This is a genomic window from Telluria aromaticivorans (assembly GCF_013003915.1).
In the GTDB taxonomy this organism is placed as follows: Bacteria; Pseudomonadota; Gammaproteobacteria; order Burkholderiales; family Burkholderiaceae_D; genus Telluria; species Telluria aromaticivorans.
The window spans coordinates 264,099-281,995 of sequence record NZ_JABAIV010000001.1; the positions used below are offsets into that span (position 1 = coordinate 264,099).

Genomic DNA, 17,897 nt, shown 5'->3' on the forward strand with positions numbered 1-17,897 from the left:
CGGCCGTCTCACGCCGCCGCGAGCAGCGGATCGAGCTTGCCTGCGCGCGCCAGGGCGCTGAGGTCGTCGTAGCCGCCGACGTGGGTGGCGCCGATGAAGATCTGCGGCACCGTGCGGCGCCCGGTGATGTCGATCATTTCCCTGAGCTTGCCCGGCTCTTCGTCGACATGGATTTCCTTGGCGACCACGCCTTTTTCGGCCAGCAGGCGCCTGGCCTGGACGCAGTAAGGGCAGGTATGGGTGCTGTACATCGTGACTTCTTGCATGCTGTGCTCCTGTGTGGTGGACTGCGGCGTGCGGCAGGTCCGCACGCCACCTGGCGCGCTCAATCGGCTGCCGGGAAATCGAGGGTCGTGTCGTTGACCCGGTTGAGCAGGTTGGTGAAGGTGATGCTGGCAATGGCAAGCATGGTGTCGACGATCTGCGCGTCGCTGTAGCCGGCGGCCTTGATCGCCTCGACTTCCTCCAGCGGGACGGTGCCGGTGGTGGTGACCAGCAGACGGGCGAAATCGGCCAGCGCATCGGTGGCGGCGTCGTCGCTGTCGGCGCCGCGGCGAATCGCCAGGATGCTGTCGCGGCTCAGGCCCGCTTTCTTGCCCATCAGGGTGTGCGCCGCCACGCAGTAGTCGCAGCCGACCGTTTCGCTCACGGCGAGCTTGATAATTTCCACCTGCTTGGTCGACAGGCTGGTTTCGCGCAGCGCGGCATCCAGGCCGAGCGAGGCTTTCAGTGCGACCGGGCTGTTGGAGCCGGCGGTGGCGTAGGCGTTCGGCACCATGCCGATGGCCTGCTTGATGGCGCCGAACAGGGTGGCGGCAGGACCGACGGCGTCGGCGGGAGCGATGGTGTGAAGACGGGTCATGATCATTCCTTCGTGGTTGGTTGAGAGTGGCGCCGGCGTGAATCTGTGTCGACGGAAACCAGTCTAGGCTTCCGGGGTCGCTTGTTGAATGCTCGCAACGCTCTATAATTTGCTCATTCCTCTCACCGGATTGCCGACATGGGCGCCCTCAGCCAGCTGCTTGCCTTGTATCCCGTCCGCACCGCGCTCGACGTGCGATGCCAGTTCGGCGCGCCCTGGGTGCTCGACCACCACGGCACGGGCCCGGGCATCGCGCCCTACCACCTGATCGCCAGCGGCGAGTGCCTGCTCGAGGTCGGCAGCGAAAAGGAGATCGCGCTCGGCGCCGGCGACATCATCCTGTTTCCAATGGGGACCCCGCATCGCCTGCACACCCCGGGGCCGCACGACATCCACTACGCCCCGCGCGCATCCCACGACCGCGGCCCGCTGCCGTTTCACTACAACGACAGCCCCGGACCGCAGACCCGCATCCTGTGCGGCCAGTTCGAGTTCGACCCGGGCAGCGCCAGGGTGCTGCTGTCGTCGCTGCCGGAACTGGTGCATGTGAAATCCGCGCAGAGCGAGGGACTGGCCGTGCTGCAGCAGCTGATCGCCATGCTGCGGGCGGAAACCGAACAGGTGCGCCCGGGCGGGCGGGCGGTGGTCTCGCAGCTGGCGTCGGCCCTGTTCGCGCTGCTCATGCGGGCCTGGGTCGAACAGGGCGCGGCACTCGACGGCCTGTTCGCGCTGCTGGCCGATCCGCGCCTGCGCGGCGCCCTGCACGCCATGCTCGACGCGCCCGAGCGTCCTTGGGAAGTGAGCGAACTGGCCGCCGCCTGCAATATGTCGCGCGCCACCTTCGCCCGGCTGTTCCAGCAGGTCGCCCGCACCACGCCGGCGCAGCTGCTGACCGAAACGCGCATGGCCAAGGCCGCGGCGCTGCTGCAGAACGGGCGCCTGTCGGCCGGGGCGATCGGCGAGCAGGTCGGCTATCAATCGGAGGCCGCCTTCAACCGGGTTTTCAAGCGCCATTTCGGCGTCGGCCCCGGCGCCTACCGGAAAACCCGGGCGCCAGGACAGGAACGCGCCTGAACGACAGGCAGGGCGCGACCGGTGCAGTTTGACTCGAAAACCGGCGTAGCAAGCCGCTGTCCTGCCCGACCTGCGCGGAGCTGGCAATCCGCCGCCTGCATCGCCGCCGGCTGCAGCCCCATCTGATGCGCTAAAACAGGTCCGGACTGCCTCTGTTTGTTTTCCATGCGCAGGCCATACTGCCTCATCGACTGGCCGCTTCGCACGTTCCTCGGGCAACACGCGCAGCGCCCCGCCGATCGACAGCCTCGCCGGGGCCTCGTTCCAGGAGCGTGTCATGAACCTGTCCTTGCACTGCGCCGTCCCGTTTCGCCGCGACCCCGGCGCCGCCGGCGCCAGCCTGCCCCTTCCGGGCGAAGACCTGGCCGGCATCGTGTTCGTGTTTCGCCTGCTGCGCGACGGCACCTACTGCGCCGCGGCCGCCAGCGATGCATTCTGCGCCTTGTATCGGGTCGAGCGGCATGTGCTGCGCCACGACGCCCAGCCCGTGTTCGATGCGGTCCACCCCGACGACCTGGATGGCTTTGTCGCTTCGCTGCTGGCGTCGGCGCGCAGCATGCGTCCATGGCAGCACGAATACCGCCTGCGTTTCCCGGACGGGGTCGAACACCTTATCTCGGGCAACGCCCTGCCCAGCTTGACCGAACAGGGCAATGTCGTCTGGAACGGCTTCCTGGTCGATGTCACGGCCCGGCGCCGGAGCGCCGCGCGCGCCGAACTATGGGCCAGGCACAGCCAGCTGCTGATGGAAATGACCACCGACGGCATCCATATCCTGGATGAGGCCGGATTCCTGGTGGAAGCCAACGACGCATTCGCCCAGATGCTCGGCGGCGCCGCGCGCCAGATGCTGGGCATGCATGTCTCCGAATGGAACCTGGAGTGGGACACGCCCACGCTGCGCCAATGCTTCGCCGGCCTGGTCGCCACGCCCGGCACGGCCGCGACGATCGACGCGCGCTACCGCCGGCTCGACGGGCGCCGGATCGCCGTGCGGATCTACGCGACCAGCACGGTGGTCGAGGGCCGCGCCTATGTCTACTGCTCCAGCAGCGACGTCACCGAGGAGCAGCGCATGCACAGGGAGCTCAGCATTGCCGCGATCGCCTTCCAGGGACCGGAAAGCATGTTCATCGCCGACGCCGGCCGACAGCTCGTGCGCGTCAACCGGGCGTTCATCGCCGCCACCGGCTACCAGGAAAGCGAGCTGGCCGGCATGGACCCGCTGGCCGGACGCATCGACGCCGCCGGACAGGCCTGCCCGTGGTTGGAACTCGCGCGCAGCGGCGCCTGGTCCGGCGAGCTCAACATGCGGCGCAAGAATGGCGAGGTCTATCCGGTCCTGCTGGACCTGTCCGCAGTCGTGGACGAGCACGGCAACGTCGACAACTACGTCGGGCGCGAAACCGATCTCTCGGCGCGCAAGGCAGCGGAACGGGAAATCGCCCGCCTGGCCTACTACGACGAACCGACCGGTTTTCCCAATCGCCGCATGCTGCTCGAACGCCTGGCGCAGAGCGCGATGGACGGGGGAAGGGTCGGCGCACTATTCCACATCGACCTGGACGATTTCAAGGCGCTCAACGACCGCCTGGGCCACGCCGCCGGCGACCGGCTGCTGCACCAGGCCGGCGAACGCCTGCTGTCCGTGGCCGGCGCGGGCGGCACGGTGGCGCGGCTCAAGGGCGACGAATACGGGGTATTCATCGACGGCCTGGGCGCTGCCGGAGCGACCCCGTCGGCCGAGGCGCTGGCCGCCGGGGCCAGGATGCTGGCCGCCCTGAACGGTCCGTATTGCCTGGACGCGCAGGCACTGCGCAGCACGGCGAGCATCGGGGTAGCGCTGGCCTGCCCCGGTACACTGGCGGGCGAACAGCTCATGGAACAGGCCAAACTGGCCATGTGCAGCGCCAAGGCGCAAGGACGCAATACGGTCAGGATATTCGCGCCCACCATGCAGTCGCCCTACTGCGCGCAGCTCGCGCTGGAAGCGGACATGGCCAGGGGCATGCAGCACGGAGAATTCGTGCTGCACTTCCAGCCGCAGCACGAGGGCGGCCAGGTCGTGGGCGCGGAGTTGCTGGTGCGCTGGAAGCATCCGGTGAAGGGATTGCTGATGCCCGGGGCGTTCATCGAGCAGGCCGAGCAAGGCAACATGATCGTCGCCCTGGGCAGCTGGGTGCTGGAATGCGCCTGCGCCCAGCTCGCCGCCTGGCATGCCCACCCGGCCACCGCGGGCCTGAGCCTGTCGGTGAACGTCAGTGCGCGGCAGTTCCGCCAGGCCGATTTTCTTGCCGGCGTGGCCGATGTGCTGCGGCGCACCGGGGCCGACCCGGCCCGCCTGACCATCGAGCTGACGGAGAGCCTCCTGATCGACGACGTCGACGACACCATCGCTAAGATGAAGGCGCTCAAAAGCATGGGCATCGGCTGCGCGCTGGACGACTTCGGCGTGTGCTACTCCTCCCTCACCTATCTCAAGAACCTCCCCTTTGCCGAGATGAAGATCGATCAGACCGTCATCCAGGACCTGCGCGACCCGAAGAGTGCGGCGATCGTGCGCGCCATCATCGTGCTGGGCGAGACCCTGGGCCTGAAGGTGGTGGCCGAGGGCGTCGAGACGGAAGACCAGCGCGCCTTCCTGTCCACCCATGGATGCACCAGGCAGCAAGGCTACCTGCACGGGCGCCCGGTGCCGCTGCAGGAATTTGCGTCGAGCCTGCCCCGGCATGGCTGAAACGCCGTCCGCGTACGCGTTTGTTTCGGCGGACTTATTGTTCAGTTTACTTAACTTGCCATGCATAGAAACAAGTGCTGTAATTCCCGTATCTGGGAGACAGGGAATCGCATGAAACGCTACGAGCAGCTGGCGGAGGAACTTGCATCCTCGATCAGAACCGGGCTCATGAAGCTGGGCGACCGGCTGCCGTCCGTGCGCCAGGTCAGCGCCAGCCGCGGCGTGTCGGCATCGACCGTGTTCGAGGCCTACTACCTGCTCGAAGCTCGCGGCCTGATCCGCGCTCGTGAGCGCTCCGGCTACTACGTGACGGCAGGCGGCACCAGCTTGCCGCCCGAGCCGGGCACGGCATGCAGCTACGATGCGACCTCCCTGCCGGTCGAGGTGAGCGAGCTCGTGTTTTCGGTGCTGGCCTCGGTCACGACGCGCGAGGTCGTGCCGCTGGGCTCGGCATTTCCCAGCCCGCTGCTGTTTCCCCTGCCCCGCCTGGCCCGCTCGCTGGCGTATGGCGCCAACACCATGGATCCCTGGAGCACGGTGGACGACATCACGCCGGGCAATGCGGCCCTGCGGCGGCAGATCGCCTTGCGCTATCTGGCCGACGGCGTGCATGTCCAGCCCGACGACATCGTCATCACCAACGGCGCACTCGAGGCGCTCAATCTCAGCCTGCAGGCCGTCACCAAGCCGTGCGACTGCGTGATCGTCGAGTCGCCGACCTTTTATGGCGCGCTGCAGGCGCTGGAAAACCTGGGCCTGAAGGCGATCGAGGTGCCGTCCAGCCCGCGCGACGGCATCGACCTGGGACTGCTGGCGCAGGTACTGGAGATGCACCGGGCGGCGGCGTGCTGGCTGATGACCAATTTCCAGAATCCGCTGGGCAGTTTGATGCCCGAGGAAAAGAAGCGCGCCCTGGTCAGCCTGCTCGCGGCGCACGAGGTGCCGCTGATCGAGGACGACGTCTATGCCGAGCTGTACTTCGGGAAAAAGCGGCCCTTGCCGGCCAAGGCCTTCGACCAGTTCGGGCTAGTGCTGCATTGCTCATCGTTTTCCAAGTCGCTGGCGCCGGGCTACCGCCTGGGCTGGGCGATTCCCGGCAAGTTCAGGCAGAGCGTGTCGCGCCTGAAACTGATGCGCACGCTCGCGGTCGCCGCGCCGATCCAGGAAGGGATTTCAGACTACCTGGCCAAGGGCGGGTACGACCGCCACCTGCGGCAGTTGCGCCATGCGCTGTCGCAGCAGCAGATTTCTTTGGCAACTGCGGTCTTGCGTCATTTTCCATTCGGCACCCGGGCCACGCGCCCGGAAGGCGGGTATTTCATGTGGGTCGAACTGCCGCCCGGGATCGATTCCCTGCTGCTGCAGCGCGACGCCAGCGCCGCCGGCATCAGCATTGCGCCGGGACCGATGTTCTCGGCGCGCGCCTCGTTCAAGAATTGCATCCGTCTGAACTACGGGCACCCATGGACGCCGGAGTTCGACAAGGCCATCGCCACGCTCGGGCGCCTGGCCACCATCCAGCTTGCCAACGCCAAGATGGCGCCGGAAGCGCACGTGCCGGCGCTGCGCCGGGATGACGCCATCAGGAGGGTCTGAGGCTGGTGCGCAGCATGGCAGATGGCGCGGGCAGGTCCCGGCGCTCGCCTGATGGCAATAAAGTTCGCTACAGAACAATAAAGTCTCCCACAACAACCAATACCCATCGACGCCCTGCGACTTGTCCAGCAAGCAACAAGCTCGTACACTGAGCCATACCGACCGTCTGCTATTGGCCAAGAGCGGATGTTCATGAAGTAGGCTGTGCATTACGCGATAACAGGACAGGAGATGCTGGAACTGAGTAGTCCACGGTGGGGGGAGCTGCGCGATGCGTACGGCAGTGCTGCGAAGATTCCTGAGCTTCTTCGACGGCTATTGGCTGTACCCAGCGATCATGGCAGTTCCGAACCGTGGTTCAGCCTATGGAGCGCGCTCGCGCATCAAGGCGACGTGTACTCGGCTTCGTTCGCAGCGGTTCCACACGTTATCGAGGCAATTGCTAGCTCGCCAGAACGTGTGACCGATGTGTATTTTCACTTCCCTGCCTGGATCGAAATCTGCCGGCACAAGAATAGCGTCGACGTTCCCGATGAGCTGGCAGCAGGTTACTTCGACGCGTTAAAACGCATTCCCGCACTGGTGGCAAGTGCTGGAGAAACGCAGTGGAGTACTGCTTTTACGGCCTGTGCCTTGTCTGCTACTGCCGCCGCAAAGGGTCAACACGAGCTTGCAGAGGCGCTGCTAGAGCTGACCTCATCGGACACCGTTGGCGCGTTCTTGGAGTGGTCCTACGACCGCTAAGGGTCGGATCCAGTCCTTTCTGGAAGTCTGCTCTTCTCGCCTGAGCCATTTCGATGTTAAGCGCAATGGCTGGGCGCAAACATTCGATTTTGATGGAGGTCTCACAGTGAAATTTTTTCTTGGCACGGGTCTAATGATCGTTAGCACGATGTCTTTGGCAGGCACCACGACCAGGTACTGCGACACATTTTCTCCGGGAGATGAGGTTTCATCGCCTCTCACAATTGATCAGATAGAACGGGATGCAATGGCTGAGCTGCAAACGTGGCGCAAACAAATACCAGAGCTTCCTAATGTTTTGTTCGCCCATCAAAATTCCGTATGGCTAAAATTAAAATCGATCCACCAACCTGGAGATGAGATCGTTAGATACGGTAAGGATAAAGTTGCTTGGAAGGGACGTTACAGCGAAAGCGGGATTGCGTTGGTAAGGTCCGGATGCATCTTCTACAGACTTGTGACGGCGCAGAGCTAAGGTTTTTTCGAATTCGAAAAACTAGGTATTTCAGCGAGATTATAATGATTCGATAACGTTGGAAATGTCTGGTTTGGGTCGGATCCTGCCCTCTGTGACAGTCTGCCATTTTTTCGCCTTGGCGACATGCTATGCTGTCCCGACGGCCGAGTTCGGCCATTATCGGACGTTCAGCGCTGTTTTTGTTAGCTCTGCATTCGACTAGAAGCTATGCTCGTCCGTTAGCACTACAGTAAATTCATTTCAACATGAATTACGTAATGTAATACTGCAAATCTCACTCCTCTAACTGAATCCATACGTTGAGACAGAGTGGAGTTATCTGTGGTCGACCAGCTGTGGAAAACCGCCACACCAATGCGAAGCAGGAGGCAATATGGTAGATTTTTTCGGATCTGTAGACTGGCATACTATACTGACACCGAAAATTTCACTTGCAGAGTTGTTCGTTCGCGCAACGTTCATGTACTTTGTCCTGCTAGTACTTATGAGAATCATTCTAAAACGACAGGGTGGTGGAATTGGTACTGCGGATGTTTTGGTAATTGTCCTACTGGCTGAGGTTTCAGGAAACGGATTTGCTGCGGAGTACAAATCAGTAGTAGAAGGTGCAGTGTTGATTGCCACGATCCTTTTTTGGACGTACTGCATTGAATGGCTGGCTCATCGGTTTACCTTTATTAGTCGCATTTTGCACTCCCCAACCTTACTTCTTATTGAAAACGGAAAGATGTTGCGAAAGAACATGCGCGCAGAATTGGTGACGGTTGAAGAGCTGATGGCACAATTACGGGAAAATGGGATCGATGACTGCTCTAAAGTTAAAAGTGCGTGCATGGAAGCCGACGGGATGATCAGTGTCGTAAAGGCTGACCCCTGACTTTTGACCGTGACGATTTGGTGCGTTAGTGGAGAAGGTCTATTATAGAGCCGGGGTATGCGACTCAGTTTTTCTTACGATCCATCATATTTAAAACAAACTCAGTGGTTAGTCCATACACAACATGCGCGATCAAGCCGCGTGCATGGGCTTGCCAAGGATAGGCGCCCGGTTTTGCGCCAAGTCCGCCTAACGAATTCAATGCTTCGTCTTGCATCAAGAAAAGACTGAGGCCGAAGAGCGCTCCCCGTGAAACTCCATTCCCAGGCATTTTTCCTCGCATTAGTGCATAGCCAGCCGCTGGCGCAATACCGATGGAGTAGTGGGTTATGTTTCCGGCGATATCATGCTGCCGTTCAGTTGAATTCAAACCAGTGAATTCCTCGACCTTTGTAACCAATGCATGTGAAGGCGGCTCTCCTCCAGGTCGAACACGTATCGTCTGGGCACGCGCTCGCGGATCTTCTCGGTTCCACATGAGCCAGTCGACACGGTCAAGTGCCCATACACCTACTGCGCCAGCCACAGCGCCCAGTAGTGCTGTAGAGGCAGTCCCCCTTGTATTCGCGTCCACTGTAAAAAATTGATTCATAGGCCCTCCGGTGCGTTGTTCGCCATCGTACGACGGAAGGGGCGCTCGGCACGCACGATTCGTTTCTCGGTCGTTTCGATCAGAAATATCAGTCCAGCCAGGTCCGCTATGGGTCGGGAGCTGCCGCACTGTGGACGGCCGAGATCGGCAATACCGGACGGTCGCGATAGCACTGTCACCCTAAGAAACTCGACTATTGGAGAACACGCTGTTAAATACTAGCCTACCCGATGCTGACTAAAGTGCTTGTCGGTCAGGATCTCGAAGGCTTTGCCGTTACCATTGGCCGGGCTCGCGCTTGTTCGCCTGATGATGGCTCGTCGGCGCAAGCTGCCCGCCAGATATGCTTCACTTAGCAGGACCGTGGTCGAAACTGAGCACGCGCGCCACTTGCCACTCGCCGTCTTTCAGCAGCAGGGTGTGCGTAAAGCGCGCTTTTCCCTCCAGCGTTTCAGGGTGACCTTTGTTAGTGTGATAAAAGTAGTGCTCGCCAGAGAGGACCGCGCCATACACTTTGCCATTGCTGCGCAGCGGATAAAGCTTCACGGTGCCTGGCACCTCGGCGCGCCGCAGGCGCCAGTCGCTGCGTCCGCAAATATTCTTCGCAGTCGATTCTGCAAAGCTTGCCCTGCCGCGCATGATCCCCCCAATGTCGTGATAGAACTCGAGGTCTTCCGCGTTCATCCTTGTCTGCGTCTGCACCTCGCAGGCGTTGAACGCCTTCCAGTATTCGCTGTCGAATTGGCGAGCACTGGCTTCCCAGTTGTCGTTGGTGACTTGGGCACATGCGGCGCACGGCGCCAACAGTGCTGCTACGGCTGCCGCGGCTAGGGAGGTTTTCATTTCGAGTAAGCGAAATTTCAATGGAATGCTAGATTAGTGCAGGCGCAGTCTGGCTGCCGCCTTGTTCGGATGAACGGTAGCTTCGGCGGTATAAGTTGCAATATGGCGGGACGAACGTATCGCATTCATATCACGTCGCCGTTCTGCTTTGCCGTTCTGACTTCGTTTTAACGGCACACGCTGGAATCGCACCAGCAAACCGAAGTGACTCCAAGGATGAAATCAGTCGGAGCTGGTAGCAGGGCCCATCGACCACCTAGCAACTCGGTAGCTGCCCTTCGTGACATTCTGCAATTTTTCGGCTGTGGCGACCTGCTATGCTGAGCTCAACGGCCGACTTCGGCCAGAAGCGGCCGTCCGTCCAATCTTACCTAGCGATCAACAGATGAGTGAAATCGGATACACAATTGTCGAACCGCCTTCACTAGGGGAATGGCTCGGCAATGTAAAGAATCGCGCGATGCTGGTGGCATTGTTGACTTGGCTACGGCACCAACTTTTTGACGCACTGAAAGATGATTTTCCGACGCTGAAAATTGAGGTCATCAAGGTTGAGTACCTAGGTTCGTACCCTGCATTTGGCATTCATGGCGACGACGTTCCATCTGATCTCCCTGACCGGCTCAATGGCCTGATAGAGCGTATCTTGTTCGAATCGTCAATCGCTGACTTCCTCAACTTTGCTATGAATGGCAATATCGATTGGGCCGCTGAAGCACAAACTCTTCTCGGTCCTTAAGGTCTGCAATGGGTCGGGAGCGGACGGCCCAGGTAGGTCCGCTGCCGGTCGAGGCTGTGTAAAAACGCACTGACGCTGCATTTTCGGGGGTCGGTTTACCATTGCCGCCCCTGCGAAAACGCCGTAGTGGCCGTTTTGGAAGGCCGAGTTAAGCGGTGGCTGCGTCTAGCCAGCGTTTTTACACAGCCTGGGCCAGGAGCGGACAAAATGCGAATTTTATGTCGATAAACTATAGCTAATAGGCGAACCATTTGAATCTTCAGCTTGCAGGACTTCACGCAGTCGTAACCGGCGGTTCTTCTGGAATCGGGGCCGCAGTAGTTCGCGCACTGGCCGCTGAAGGTTGTCGGGTGTCATTCTGCGCTCGACGGCAGGAGAAAATCGATGAGGCACTTGATTTAGTTAACCATCTTCCAGGGCAGGTTCATGGGGAAGTTGTTGATGTCACGGATACATTCAACTTCGTAAAATGGTTAGAAAGGCTCGATTCGTTTAATATCTTCATTCCTAACGTCAGTGCAATAAGCGCGGACTGGAAAATTTCGCTTCAGACGGACGTACTTGCCACAGTCATGGCAACTGAAGCGGCAGTGCCGTTTCTGCTTCGCTCGCCTCACGGAGCCATCACATATATTGGTTCTAAAGCTGGCTCACTATCTGCGCCGAACTCGGCTTCATACGGTGCGGTAAAGGCTGCATTGGCACACTATATGAAGTCTCTTTCGCAGCGCCTGCTACCAACAGTTCGGGTAAATACGGTTTCTCCAGGGGACACTCTTTTCGCCAATGGCATATGGGACCATGTGCGGCTCAATGAACCTGATATTTTTGATAAAGTTATACAGCGGAATCCATTGCTGAGGCTTGCTACTCCCGAGGAAATTGCTCGCGTGGTCACCTTTATTTCTAGTCCTGCTGCCAGTTTCGTTGCAGGTGCTAACTGGTATGTTGATGGCGGCTCAACAAATCATGTTCAATTTTAAGCTTTCACTCTGCCCGCCTGCTGAGCTGCGACTTTGAATTTGGTAAATATTAGGCTGTAAACGGCCAAAAGCCGACCTTGTGCTTTAGAGTAGGTTAGCACTTCTACAACCCGACTTAGAACTTATGCATATCCCTCCTCTTGGCGATGTAACGAAGGATGAACAGCTCGGTTCTCTCTGCAGTGCGCCGATACCGGTTCGCGTACTACAGGATAGATACGTTCGCATAATCCTGGAGGGCTATGAAGAGGACGAGAATGCAGAAGATTTCCACTCAGCGATCAATTCGTTCTTGTCCATTGGACCAGAATTTCTGACGGAAGCAGAGACTCACGTTTTCAGCTATTACCGTGATGTAGACGGTTTTTGGGACAGCCCTAACGAGCCTGTATGCATTGGCGCTCCCAGTGAAGTCTGGGCGCATGTACAGTTTGGGAGGGACGCCTATGTATATCGACGGGACAGTGGCGACAATGGAATCTATATTTCTATTGAGTGCGAATGCGACTGGGAGCCAGAGCATGGCCTGCAGATTGTTTTCAGAAATGGCAAGTCGATCTGTAAAGTTGGACCTTACGATGGACATGCAACGAATGCAGATGCATTCGCGAACGCGCAGCTCGAGGACGTAATCTACTGTTCTTTAGCATGACAGATATGTGCGTAGTACAAACGGCGGCGCGAACGTCTTCAATGGGTCGAAATTAGCCACTGCCGAAGGGGCAACCGACAAACAGTAGACCGTCGCAGGACAGAAGATAACACGAGGGGGAAAGTTCAACAGTTAGCTTATGAGGAGCTTGGAAAGCTCTCAAACGATCGGCTTACAGTGCTTATTTCGTCACGAAACGGTTTTGTCGTCATGACAGACGATACCACTGGAGCTCGCATAGTCCAATTCTTGCAAAAAGAAGAAAATTTTCGCTCAAGCGCAAGGTCTCTAATCAGTCGTATCAAGTATTTGAGACAAGCACAGGTCGGCTTTTATCTTCTAGATTTCATGCATCTGTGGGTGAGGTCGGTCAACGCGGGTTACGAGGTCACTGTAGTGAAGAAAAGTCCAACCTCGGTCGAGGTTGAGTTCCGCTGCTGAAGGTCTGCTTTGGGTCGATCGCAGTCGCCAGAGTCCGTCTACTTACGTCGTCGCTCCCTGACGATATGGCACTCGATGATCTATCAGCCTAAGACCACCGAACGCGTGCGGTCGGAACTTGGATGGTTAGCTGCAATTGGCTCTTGGTTCATGGTAGGGTGCAGCTTCATCCATGGGAGACACCACGCAAAATGCACGACCTATCAAAATATTCGCTGGCTCAACTCCGCGCCCTAGAAGTACAAGTGATCGATGAGTTGAAAACTCAACACTTCCTTGGTATCAGTAAGGCGCGCGAACAGATTCTTCACATTGCTCGGAACGCTGGGCTGTCTGAAAAGCAGCTTCGTGCCATAAAAGTCGGTAACGCGCCAAAAAAAGGCAACGTGCAGGTTAAGTACCGCAATCCAGAAGATCCGACCCAGCAATGGAGTGGTCGTGGACGCCAGCCAGCATGGGTCAAGGCTTGGGTTGCATCTGGAAAGTCCCTCGAGGACGCGAAAGCGTAATGCTATCTGCGCTTGATCTAGGTGCTTTAGTCAGGCCCGTAATCGCTTAACGCCGCTTCAGATCGTAGTGACCGGTCACGACAGACCGGTTTCGGCCAAGAGCGGCCGGTCGCAAGCTAATGTACTCGGCAACCGGCTCGGTCGTATGCAGAATACACCACCGCGCCGCGATCATCAGCAGCGCAAGGGCCATTTGAGCGCAGGTCTCTCAGGCCGCGCGCCGCGCCGCAGTCAACAGGTGCAGGCCAAGCCAGACGAACCAGATGATCTGCCCCAGCCCGAATAGCGCACCCAGGTCCTTCAGCGGCGGAATGATGGTCATAACCCCGGCCGCACCAATTCCCACACCCAGGTAATTGAGCAGCCGGGAAAAAATCTTCTGGCGCAGGGCGGCGAGGCTGAGAAGGATGACCCAAAGCCCTCCAACCAGCTCCACGCCCCCGCCCATCCCATCTTGCACCGCGCTCAGGGTTTGCCATGCCAGCGTTGCCTGCTGCGGATCGAGTGCGTGCATTCTGGCGACAGTGCTCAGGCCGACATTGGCGATCATCCCGGTTGCAATCACCAAACCGGCCCAGATCAGGCCGAACGAACTGGCCACAGTCATCAGCGGCCGAGAGCCGGCCGCGAGTTTTTCGTGCAGCGCGGTCACCAGTACCACCAGTACGGCGCCGAACATCACGTAGATCAGGACATGCCAAGCCTTGAACAGGCCTGCCATCCCCAAAATGTGGGCAAGCTGCGCCGCTGCCGTGGGCGCTGCCCCGGCTGCCGGCTGTAGCACGGTCAGCATGAAAGCGAAGCCCGTCAGATAGGCAAACGCTTCGAACAGCGCCGCCCATCCTCCAATTTTTTGCCAGTTCATGCTCATACCTGTCCCTTTCGCGATGGTGAACCAGCACGCTAGCATTGGTAACAAGCTAAGTTCCGGGGAAAGCGACACATGCACGCTTTGTCGGTACAGGATGCAAGAAGTAGATGCTGGCCTGCTGCGCCCGGCGATAATCGCGATCGAACTAAATAGCGCTGCGTTAGGACGTTTCTTGGCAGTCCGCTTTGGGTCGGATCCGGCCCTTCGTGACAGTCTGCAATTTTTCCGCCCCGGCGACCTGCTATGCTGAGCTTAACGGCCGACTTCGGCCAACAGCGGACCTTCTTCTATCCTCAATCGCAGGACGCTGCTCATGAAAATTCACTTCGTATCGTGCACCCTGGCGTTTCTGGCACTGACGAGCACTGTCGAGGCGGCCCCGCTGGTGAGCTATTTCCCAAACAAGGATCTAGGGCTCTTCTTGGCGAATAAGTTCGACTTGGCTAGTATTCGAAGCTCGTTCGGGCCACGTCGCTCTCCTGCGCTGCGCACATTCGCTGATTTCGGTATGAGGCCGAGCAAAGCCACTGCAGATGCTCTTGTGTTTGAAAGTCCCGGTGAATGGTTGTACGAACTGAAGATTGTGGCTCGGAGAGACGTCAATGGGGATGGGATCGAGGATCTGGAAGTTTGCTTCATCGATGATGCCTTGAACGGCGGAACCTACAGCACATCCAGCGGGTTTCTGGTCACGCGGTACTCTGCCGACGGTTACGCAATTGCCCTGAACTTCAGTCTCAACGATGGTGTCTGTCAGGAATACTCTCGGTAGAGTCCCACGCGCAAAGTCCGCTCTGGGTCGAATGCAGCCTGTCGGCGCGAATCACCGACGCTCAAATGCGCGTCAGAGGCTTATCAGCTTGTTTCCGCCGTTGAATCTCTACTCCATATGGACCGTCCCAACTCCGCAAAAACTCGCAACGACGCTCTGTGACTCGGCATAGTCAGATACCTTGCCAAGACACTGATCCGACGCTTTATTGCGTACGGTAAGGAGCTTGTAGGTCAGAACAGTGCCCCAGAAATAATCTTCCAGCCCGTCGCGGTAAAATCTCCCCTTTGTCCCGGTGCTTCGTATGTGGTTAGGTGTACTGTGCGGCCTGCTGGCCGGTGCTATGTGGGGGCTGGTGTTCATCGTGCCCGAATACCTGGGGGCCTTCTCGCCGCTGGAACTGGCCGTCGGCCGTTACGTGGCCTACGGGGCGATGGCCTTCGGCCTGCTGCTGCCGCGCCTGAAATCCCTGTTCGCCACCCTGCTCCCGGGCGACTACGCGGCGCTGCTGCGCCATGCGCTGGCCGGGAACATCGTGTATTACATGCTGCTGGCGATGGGCGTGAAGTATGCCGGCGTGGCGCCGACCTCGCTCATCATCGGCATGCTGCCGGTGGTCGTCACCCTGCTGGGGCGTAATGACCACGGCGCGGTCCCGCTGCGCCGCCTCGCGCTGCCGCTGCTGCTGGTCGGCGTGGGCATCGCCTGCATCAATGTCGACACCTTCATGCACGTCGATGCCGCCCAGTCCACGGGGGCGATCGCGCTGGGCGTGCTGTGCGCCACCGGCGCCCTGCTGTGCTGGAGCTGGTATGCGGTCGACAATGCGCGCTACCTGAAGCGCAATCCGCAGTTTTCGAGCGCCCAGTGGTCGGCGCTGTACGGCCTGTCCACCGGCGTCGTCGCCGTGCTGCTCGGTGCCGGAGCGTTTGCCTGGAGCCTGGCGTCAGGCGATCCAAAGCAGGCTTCGCCGACGCGCGACTGGACCCTGTTCTGGGCCTGCAACGCACTGCTCGCGCTGGGCGCTTCGGTGATCGGCAACCACCTCTGGAACGTGGCCAGCCGCCGCGTGCCGGTGACGCTCTCGGGCCAGCTGATCCTGTTCGAGACCCTGTTCGCGCTGCTGTACGGCTTCTTGTACCGCGGCCACGGACCGCGGCCGCTGGAGATCGCCGCGATCGCGCTGCTGGTCGCGGGCGTGACCTGGTCGGTACGTGCCCATGCCGGCGACCAGGATGCGCTGGCCTTCGAGGCTTCAGCGCTTCAGGCGGGACACGCTGACCTGGCCGAAGGTGACGGCGTGGCCGGCGCCGCCCATCGCCACCAGTCCTAGTTTCGCGCCGCCGCCCAGGCGGTGGGTCCAGGTGCCGCCCTGGACCCAGGCCCGGCCGTCCTGGCTCGACCAGGCGGTATAGCGTTCCTCCCCTTTCGTCCTCGGCGCGGCCCGGCGGACGTCGATCCTGAGCCAGGTCCATTCGCCTGGCGTGCCCACCACCGTGTTGCCGTAGCGCGGATAGCCGGGGCCGACCGGCGCCAGCTCCTTGCCGAATTCCACCTGGCGCAGGCCGTCGTTGGCCAGCTCCACCAGCTTCACGTAGTTGTCGTCGTCGCGCATGACGACCAACCCGGCCTGCACCGGCTTCGTGCAGCACTCCAGCGGCGCGTCCAGGCGCAGGCGTGCCTCGATGCGCAGGTCGCCTTCGGGCAGCGCGGACGCCAGCACCGCAGCGGAATTGGTGTCGACATGCAGGTCGGCGTCCTGGGTCGCCATGCGCAGGCCCGGCTGGCCGGCGGCAAAGCTGCCGGCGGCGCCGGGACGCACCCAGCTCCAGCGCGCATCCAGCCGCTCGCCGTCGAAGCGGTCCAGCCACAAGGGCGTGGCCGATGGTGTGGCCGGCGCTTTTGGTGGGGACGTCAAGGCTGCCCCGCGCACCGCGGGACGCCGCTGCGCGGTATCGGACGGTCCATGCCCGCCGTTGATGACCGGCCAGCCGTCGATCCAGTCGATGCGGTCGAGCAGCAGCGGGCGCCGGGTCAGCTTGTCCTCGACGCTGAAATAGCCCTTGTCGCGGTCCACCGCATGGTAAAAGGTCCACCACTGGCCGGCCGCATCCTGGAACACGGTGTTGTGTCCGGCCCCGATCCAGCGGTTGCCGTTCTGCGCCAGCACCGGCGTGCCGCCCACCCGGGTGGCGGCCATGTCGTTGCCCTGGCGGTCGAAGAAGGGCCCTTCGGGACCCGTGGCGCGCCCGACATACAGCGCATAGCCGGTCAGCGGGCCGCGGCAGCAGTCGGTGCTCGACGCGAACATGTACCAGTGGCTGCCGTGTTTTACCACTTCGGCGCCCTCGTAGCGGTTGGCGGCTGCGATGCGCACCGGGTCGCCCTCGACTTTCAACCCGTCGCGCGCCAGGCGCTGCACGTAGATGCCGCCGTCATAGCTGCCGTAATACAGCCAGCGGTCGCCCTGGCCGTCCTCGACCACGTCGGGGTCGAAGGTCCAGTGGAAGTTGCAGCCGGCGCCCGACTGGCGCGGCGCCACCACCAGCTGCGGCGCCGTCTTCCATGGGCCGGCCGGCGAGGCGCTGGTGGCCACCGCGATGGCGCTGTCGGACTTGCACCCTTTTTCGGGGCTGTGTGCGTCGGCCACATCGGTGACGGTGAAGTACAGGTAATAACTGCCGTTCTGGTACACCGGCTCGGGGGCCCACAGGCCAGCGTCGGGACCGGCGATACCGGCAGGCCGCTGGTCGAAGGAATCGCGCACGAAATACCAGTTCACCAGGTCCACCGACCGGTAGACCGGCATCATCCGGAACTTCCAGCCTTTGGCGTCGCGCTCCTTGTAGCTGACCGGGTCCATCGTGCAATACATGTACCAGGTTGCCGGCGAGGTGGTGCGGTCGCGCAGCAGCGAGGGATCGGCACAGCTCTCGGCCAGGCCGCCATCGGCCAGTCGCAACGGCAAGGGGTTGGTATAGGTGGTGCCGGGCGGCGCGGCGGAGCAAGCGCCCGATGGCGCCAGCGCCAGGGTGGCTACGGCGGCCAGCGCTGCGAACTTGCAGCGAAGGAGCATGGTCAAGGCGGTCTCCTGGTCGTTCACATCATATTGCCGAAAAATAAACGA

17 protein-coding genes are annotated in these 17,897 nt (G+C 60.5%); 11 read left to right on the forward strand and 6 right to left on the reverse strand.

The window, feature by feature from the left end; all coding sequences use genetic code 11:
• Positions 1-8 precede the first annotated feature (8 nt).
• Positions 9-266 (reverse strand): glutaredoxin 3, encoded by a 258-nt coding sequence (gene grxC / locus HGB41_RS01295; protein WP_171080313.1) that lies wholly within the window; start codon positions 264-266, stop codon positions 9-11.
• A gap of 59 nt (positions 267-325) precedes the next feature.
• Complete coding sequence (locus tag HGB41_RS01300) at positions 326-862, reverse strand: carboxymuconolactone decarboxylase family protein (protein ID WP_171080314.1); 537 nt, start codon at positions 860-862, stop codon at positions 326-328.
• A gap of 138 nt (positions 863-1,000) precedes the next feature.
• Between HGB41_RS01300 and HGB41_RS01305 the strand changes: the two genes are divergently transcribed.
• From HGB41_RS01305 to HGB41_RS01325, 5 genes are all read left to right on the forward strand, one after another.
• On the forward strand, positions 1,001-1,936 hold the full coding sequence (locus HGB41_RS01305) for an AraC family transcriptional regulator (RefSeq protein ID WP_171080317.1): 936 nt from the start codon (positions 1,001-1,003) through the stop codon (positions 1,934-1,936).
• 277 nt (positions 1,937-2,213) lie between these two features.
• Entirely contained in the window at positions 2,214-4,673 is a 2,460-nt protein-coding gene (locus HGB41_RS01310; protein ID WP_171080318.1) for a bifunctional diguanylate cyclase/phosphodiesterase, read from the forward strand.
• A 111-nt stretch (positions 4,674-4,784) separates the two neighbouring features.
• Positions 4,785-6,269, forward strand: coding sequence for an aminotransferase-like domain-containing protein (locus tag HGB41_RS01315; RefSeq protein ID WP_171080320.1), 1,485 nt, complete (start codon positions 4,785-4,787; stop codon positions 6,267-6,269).
• A 231-nt stretch (positions 6,270-6,500) separates the two neighbouring features.
• Positions 6,501-7,013, forward strand: a complete 513-nt coding sequence (locus HGB41_RS01320) for a hypothetical protein (RefSeq protein WP_171080322.1) — start codon at positions 6,501-6,503, stop codon at positions 7,011-7,013.
• Between the two features lie 851 nt (positions 7,014-7,864).
• A complete protein-coding gene (locus HGB41_RS01325) occupies positions 7,865-8,368 on the forward strand; it encodes a DUF421 domain-containing protein (RefSeq protein ID WP_171080324.1) in 504 nt (167 codons plus the stop codon).
• Positions 8,369-8,432: 64 nt separating this feature from the next.
• On the opposite strand, the gene HGB41_RS01330 is transcribed toward HGB41_RS01325, so the two are convergent.
• Positions 8,433-8,960 carry a DUF1440 domain-containing protein gene (locus tag HGB41_RS01330; RefSeq protein WP_171080327.1) on the reverse strand — a complete coding sequence of 176 codons (528 nt, stop codon included), beginning with the start codon at positions 8,958-8,960 and terminating at the stop codon, positions 8,433-8,435.
• A 348-nt stretch (positions 8,961-9,308) separates the two neighbouring features.
• Positions 9,309-9,803, reverse strand: coding sequence for a nuclear transport factor 2 family protein (locus HGB41_RS01335; RefSeq protein WP_171080329.1), 495 nt, complete (start codon positions 9,801-9,803; stop codon positions 9,309-9,311).
• A 385-nt stretch (positions 9,804-10,188) separates the two neighbouring features.
• Here HGB41_RS01335 and HGB41_RS01340 point away from each other — a divergent pair, with 385 nt between their 5' ends.
• From HGB41_RS01340 to HGB41_RS01350, 4 genes are all read left to right on the forward strand, one after another.
• Positions 10,189-10,542, forward strand: coding sequence for a hypothetical protein (locus HGB41_RS01340; RefSeq protein ID WP_171080331.1), 354 nt, complete (start codon positions 10,189-10,191; stop codon positions 10,540-10,542).
• A gap of 251 nt (positions 10,543-10,793) precedes the next feature.
• A complete protein-coding gene (locus HGB41_RS01345) occupies positions 10,794-11,525 on the forward strand; it encodes an SDR family NAD(P)-dependent oxidoreductase (protein WP_171080333.1) in 732 nt (243 codons plus the stop codon).
• A gap of 124 nt (positions 11,526-11,649) precedes the next feature.
• Positions 11,650-12,177 carry a DUF6985 domain-containing protein gene (locus HGB41_RS23915; protein ID WP_371868412.1) on the forward strand — a complete coding sequence of 176 codons (528 nt, stop codon included), beginning with the start codon at positions 11,650-11,652 and terminating at the stop codon, positions 12,175-12,177.
• Positions 12,178-12,809: 632 nt separating this feature from the next.
• The gene (locus tag HGB41_RS01350) at positions 12,810-13,127 is read left to right on the forward strand and encodes an H-NS histone family protein (RefSeq protein WP_171080335.1); all 318 of its coding nucleotides are present in this window, start codon (positions 12,810-12,812) and stop codon (positions 13,125-13,127) included.
• A 208-nt stretch (positions 13,128-13,335) separates the two neighbouring features.
• Here HGB41_RS01350 and HGB41_RS01355 read toward each other — a convergent pair whose 3' ends face one another.
• Positions 13,336-13,992 (reverse strand): DUF4386 family protein, encoded by a 657-nt coding sequence (locus HGB41_RS01355; protein ID WP_171080337.1) that lies wholly within the window; start codon positions 13,990-13,992, stop codon positions 13,336-13,338.
• A gap of 319 nt (positions 13,993-14,311) precedes the next feature.
• Here HGB41_RS01355 and HGB41_RS01360 point away from each other — a divergent pair, with 319 nt between their 5' ends.
• Together HGB41_RS01360 and HGB41_RS01365 are read left to right on the forward strand one after the other, a co-directional pair.
• The gene (locus HGB41_RS01360; RefSeq protein ID WP_171080340.1) at positions 14,312-14,770 is read left to right on the forward strand and encodes a hypothetical protein; all 459 of its coding nucleotides are present in this window, start codon (positions 14,312-14,314) and stop codon (positions 14,768-14,770) included.
• A 304-nt stretch (positions 14,771-15,074) separates the two neighbouring features.
• The gene (locus tag HGB41_RS01365) at positions 15,075-16,103 is read left to right on the forward strand and encodes a DMT family transporter (protein WP_171080342.1); all 1,029 of its coding nucleotides are present in this window, start codon (positions 15,075-15,077) and stop codon (positions 16,101-16,103) included.
• Here HGB41_RS01365 and HGB41_RS01370 read toward each other — a convergent pair.
• Positions 16,026-17,846, reverse strand: coding sequence for a family 43 glycosylhydrolase (locus tag HGB41_RS01370; protein ID WP_229422747.1), 1,821 nt, complete (start codon positions 17,844-17,846; stop codon positions 16,026-16,028). The genes HGB41_RS01365 and HGB41_RS01370 overlap by 78 nt on opposite strands.
• Positions 17,847-17,897: the final 51 nt, after the last annotated feature.

Coding starts and splice junctions, on each gene's coding strand:
- grxC (WP_171080313.1), bottom strand. CDS start 266: ATGCAAGAAGTCACGATGTACAGCACCCATACCTGCCCTTACTGCGTC.
- HGB41_RS01300 (WP_171080314.1), bottom strand. CDS start 862: ATGACCCGTCTTCACACCATCGCTCCCGCCGACGCCGTCGGTCCTGCC.
- HGB41_RS01305 (WP_171080317.1), top strand. CDS start 1,001: ATGGGCGCCCTCAGCCAGCTGCTTGCCTTGTATCCCGTCCGCACCGCG.
- HGB41_RS01310 (WP_171080318.1), top strand. CDS start 2,214: ATGAACCTGTCCTTGCACTGCGCCGTCCCGTTTCGCCGCGACCCCGGC.
- HGB41_RS01315 (WP_171080320.1), top strand. CDS start 4,785: ATGAAACGCTACGAGCAGCTGGCGGAGGAACTTGCATCCTCGATCAGA.
- HGB41_RS01320 (WP_171080322.1), top strand. CDS start 6,501: ATGCTGGAACTGAGTAGTCCACGGTGGGGGGAGCTGCGCGATGCGTAC.
- HGB41_RS01325 (WP_171080324.1), top strand. CDS start 7,865: ATGGTAGATTTTTTCGGATCTGTAGACTGGCATACTATACTGACACCG.
- HGB41_RS01330 (WP_171080327.1), bottom strand. CDS start 8,960: ATGAATCAATTTTTTACAGTGGACGCGAATACAAGGGGGACTGCCTCT.
- HGB41_RS01335 (WP_171080329.1), bottom strand. CDS start 9,803: ATGAAAACCTCCCTAGCCGCGGCAGCCGTAGCAGCACTGTTGGCGCCG.
- HGB41_RS01340 (WP_171080331.1), top strand. CDS start 10,189: ATGAGTGAAATCGGATACACAATTGTCGAACCGCCTTCACTAGGGGAA.
- HGB41_RS23915 (WP_371868412.1), top strand. CDS start 11,650: ATGCATATCCCTCCTCTTGGCGATGTAACGAAGGATGAACAGCTCGGT.
- HGB41_RS01350 (WP_171080335.1), top strand. CDS start 12,810: ATGCACGACCTATCAAAATATTCGCTGGCTCAACTCCGCGCCCTAGAA.
- HGB41_RS01355 (WP_171080337.1), bottom strand. CDS start 13,992: ATGAACTGGCAAAAAATTGGAGGATGGGCGGCGCTGTTCGAAGCGTTT.
- HGB41_RS01360 (WP_171080340.1), top strand. CDS start 14,312: ATGAAAATTCACTTCGTATCGTGCACCCTGGCGTTTCTGGCACTGACG.
- HGB41_RS01365 (WP_171080342.1), top strand. CDS start 15,075: ATGTGGTTAGGTGTACTGTGCGGCCTGCTGGCCGGTGCTATGTGGGGG.
- HGB41_RS01370 (WP_229422747.1), bottom strand. CDS start 17,846: ATGCTCCTTCGCTGCAAGTTCGCAGCGCTGGCCGCCGTAGCCACCCTG.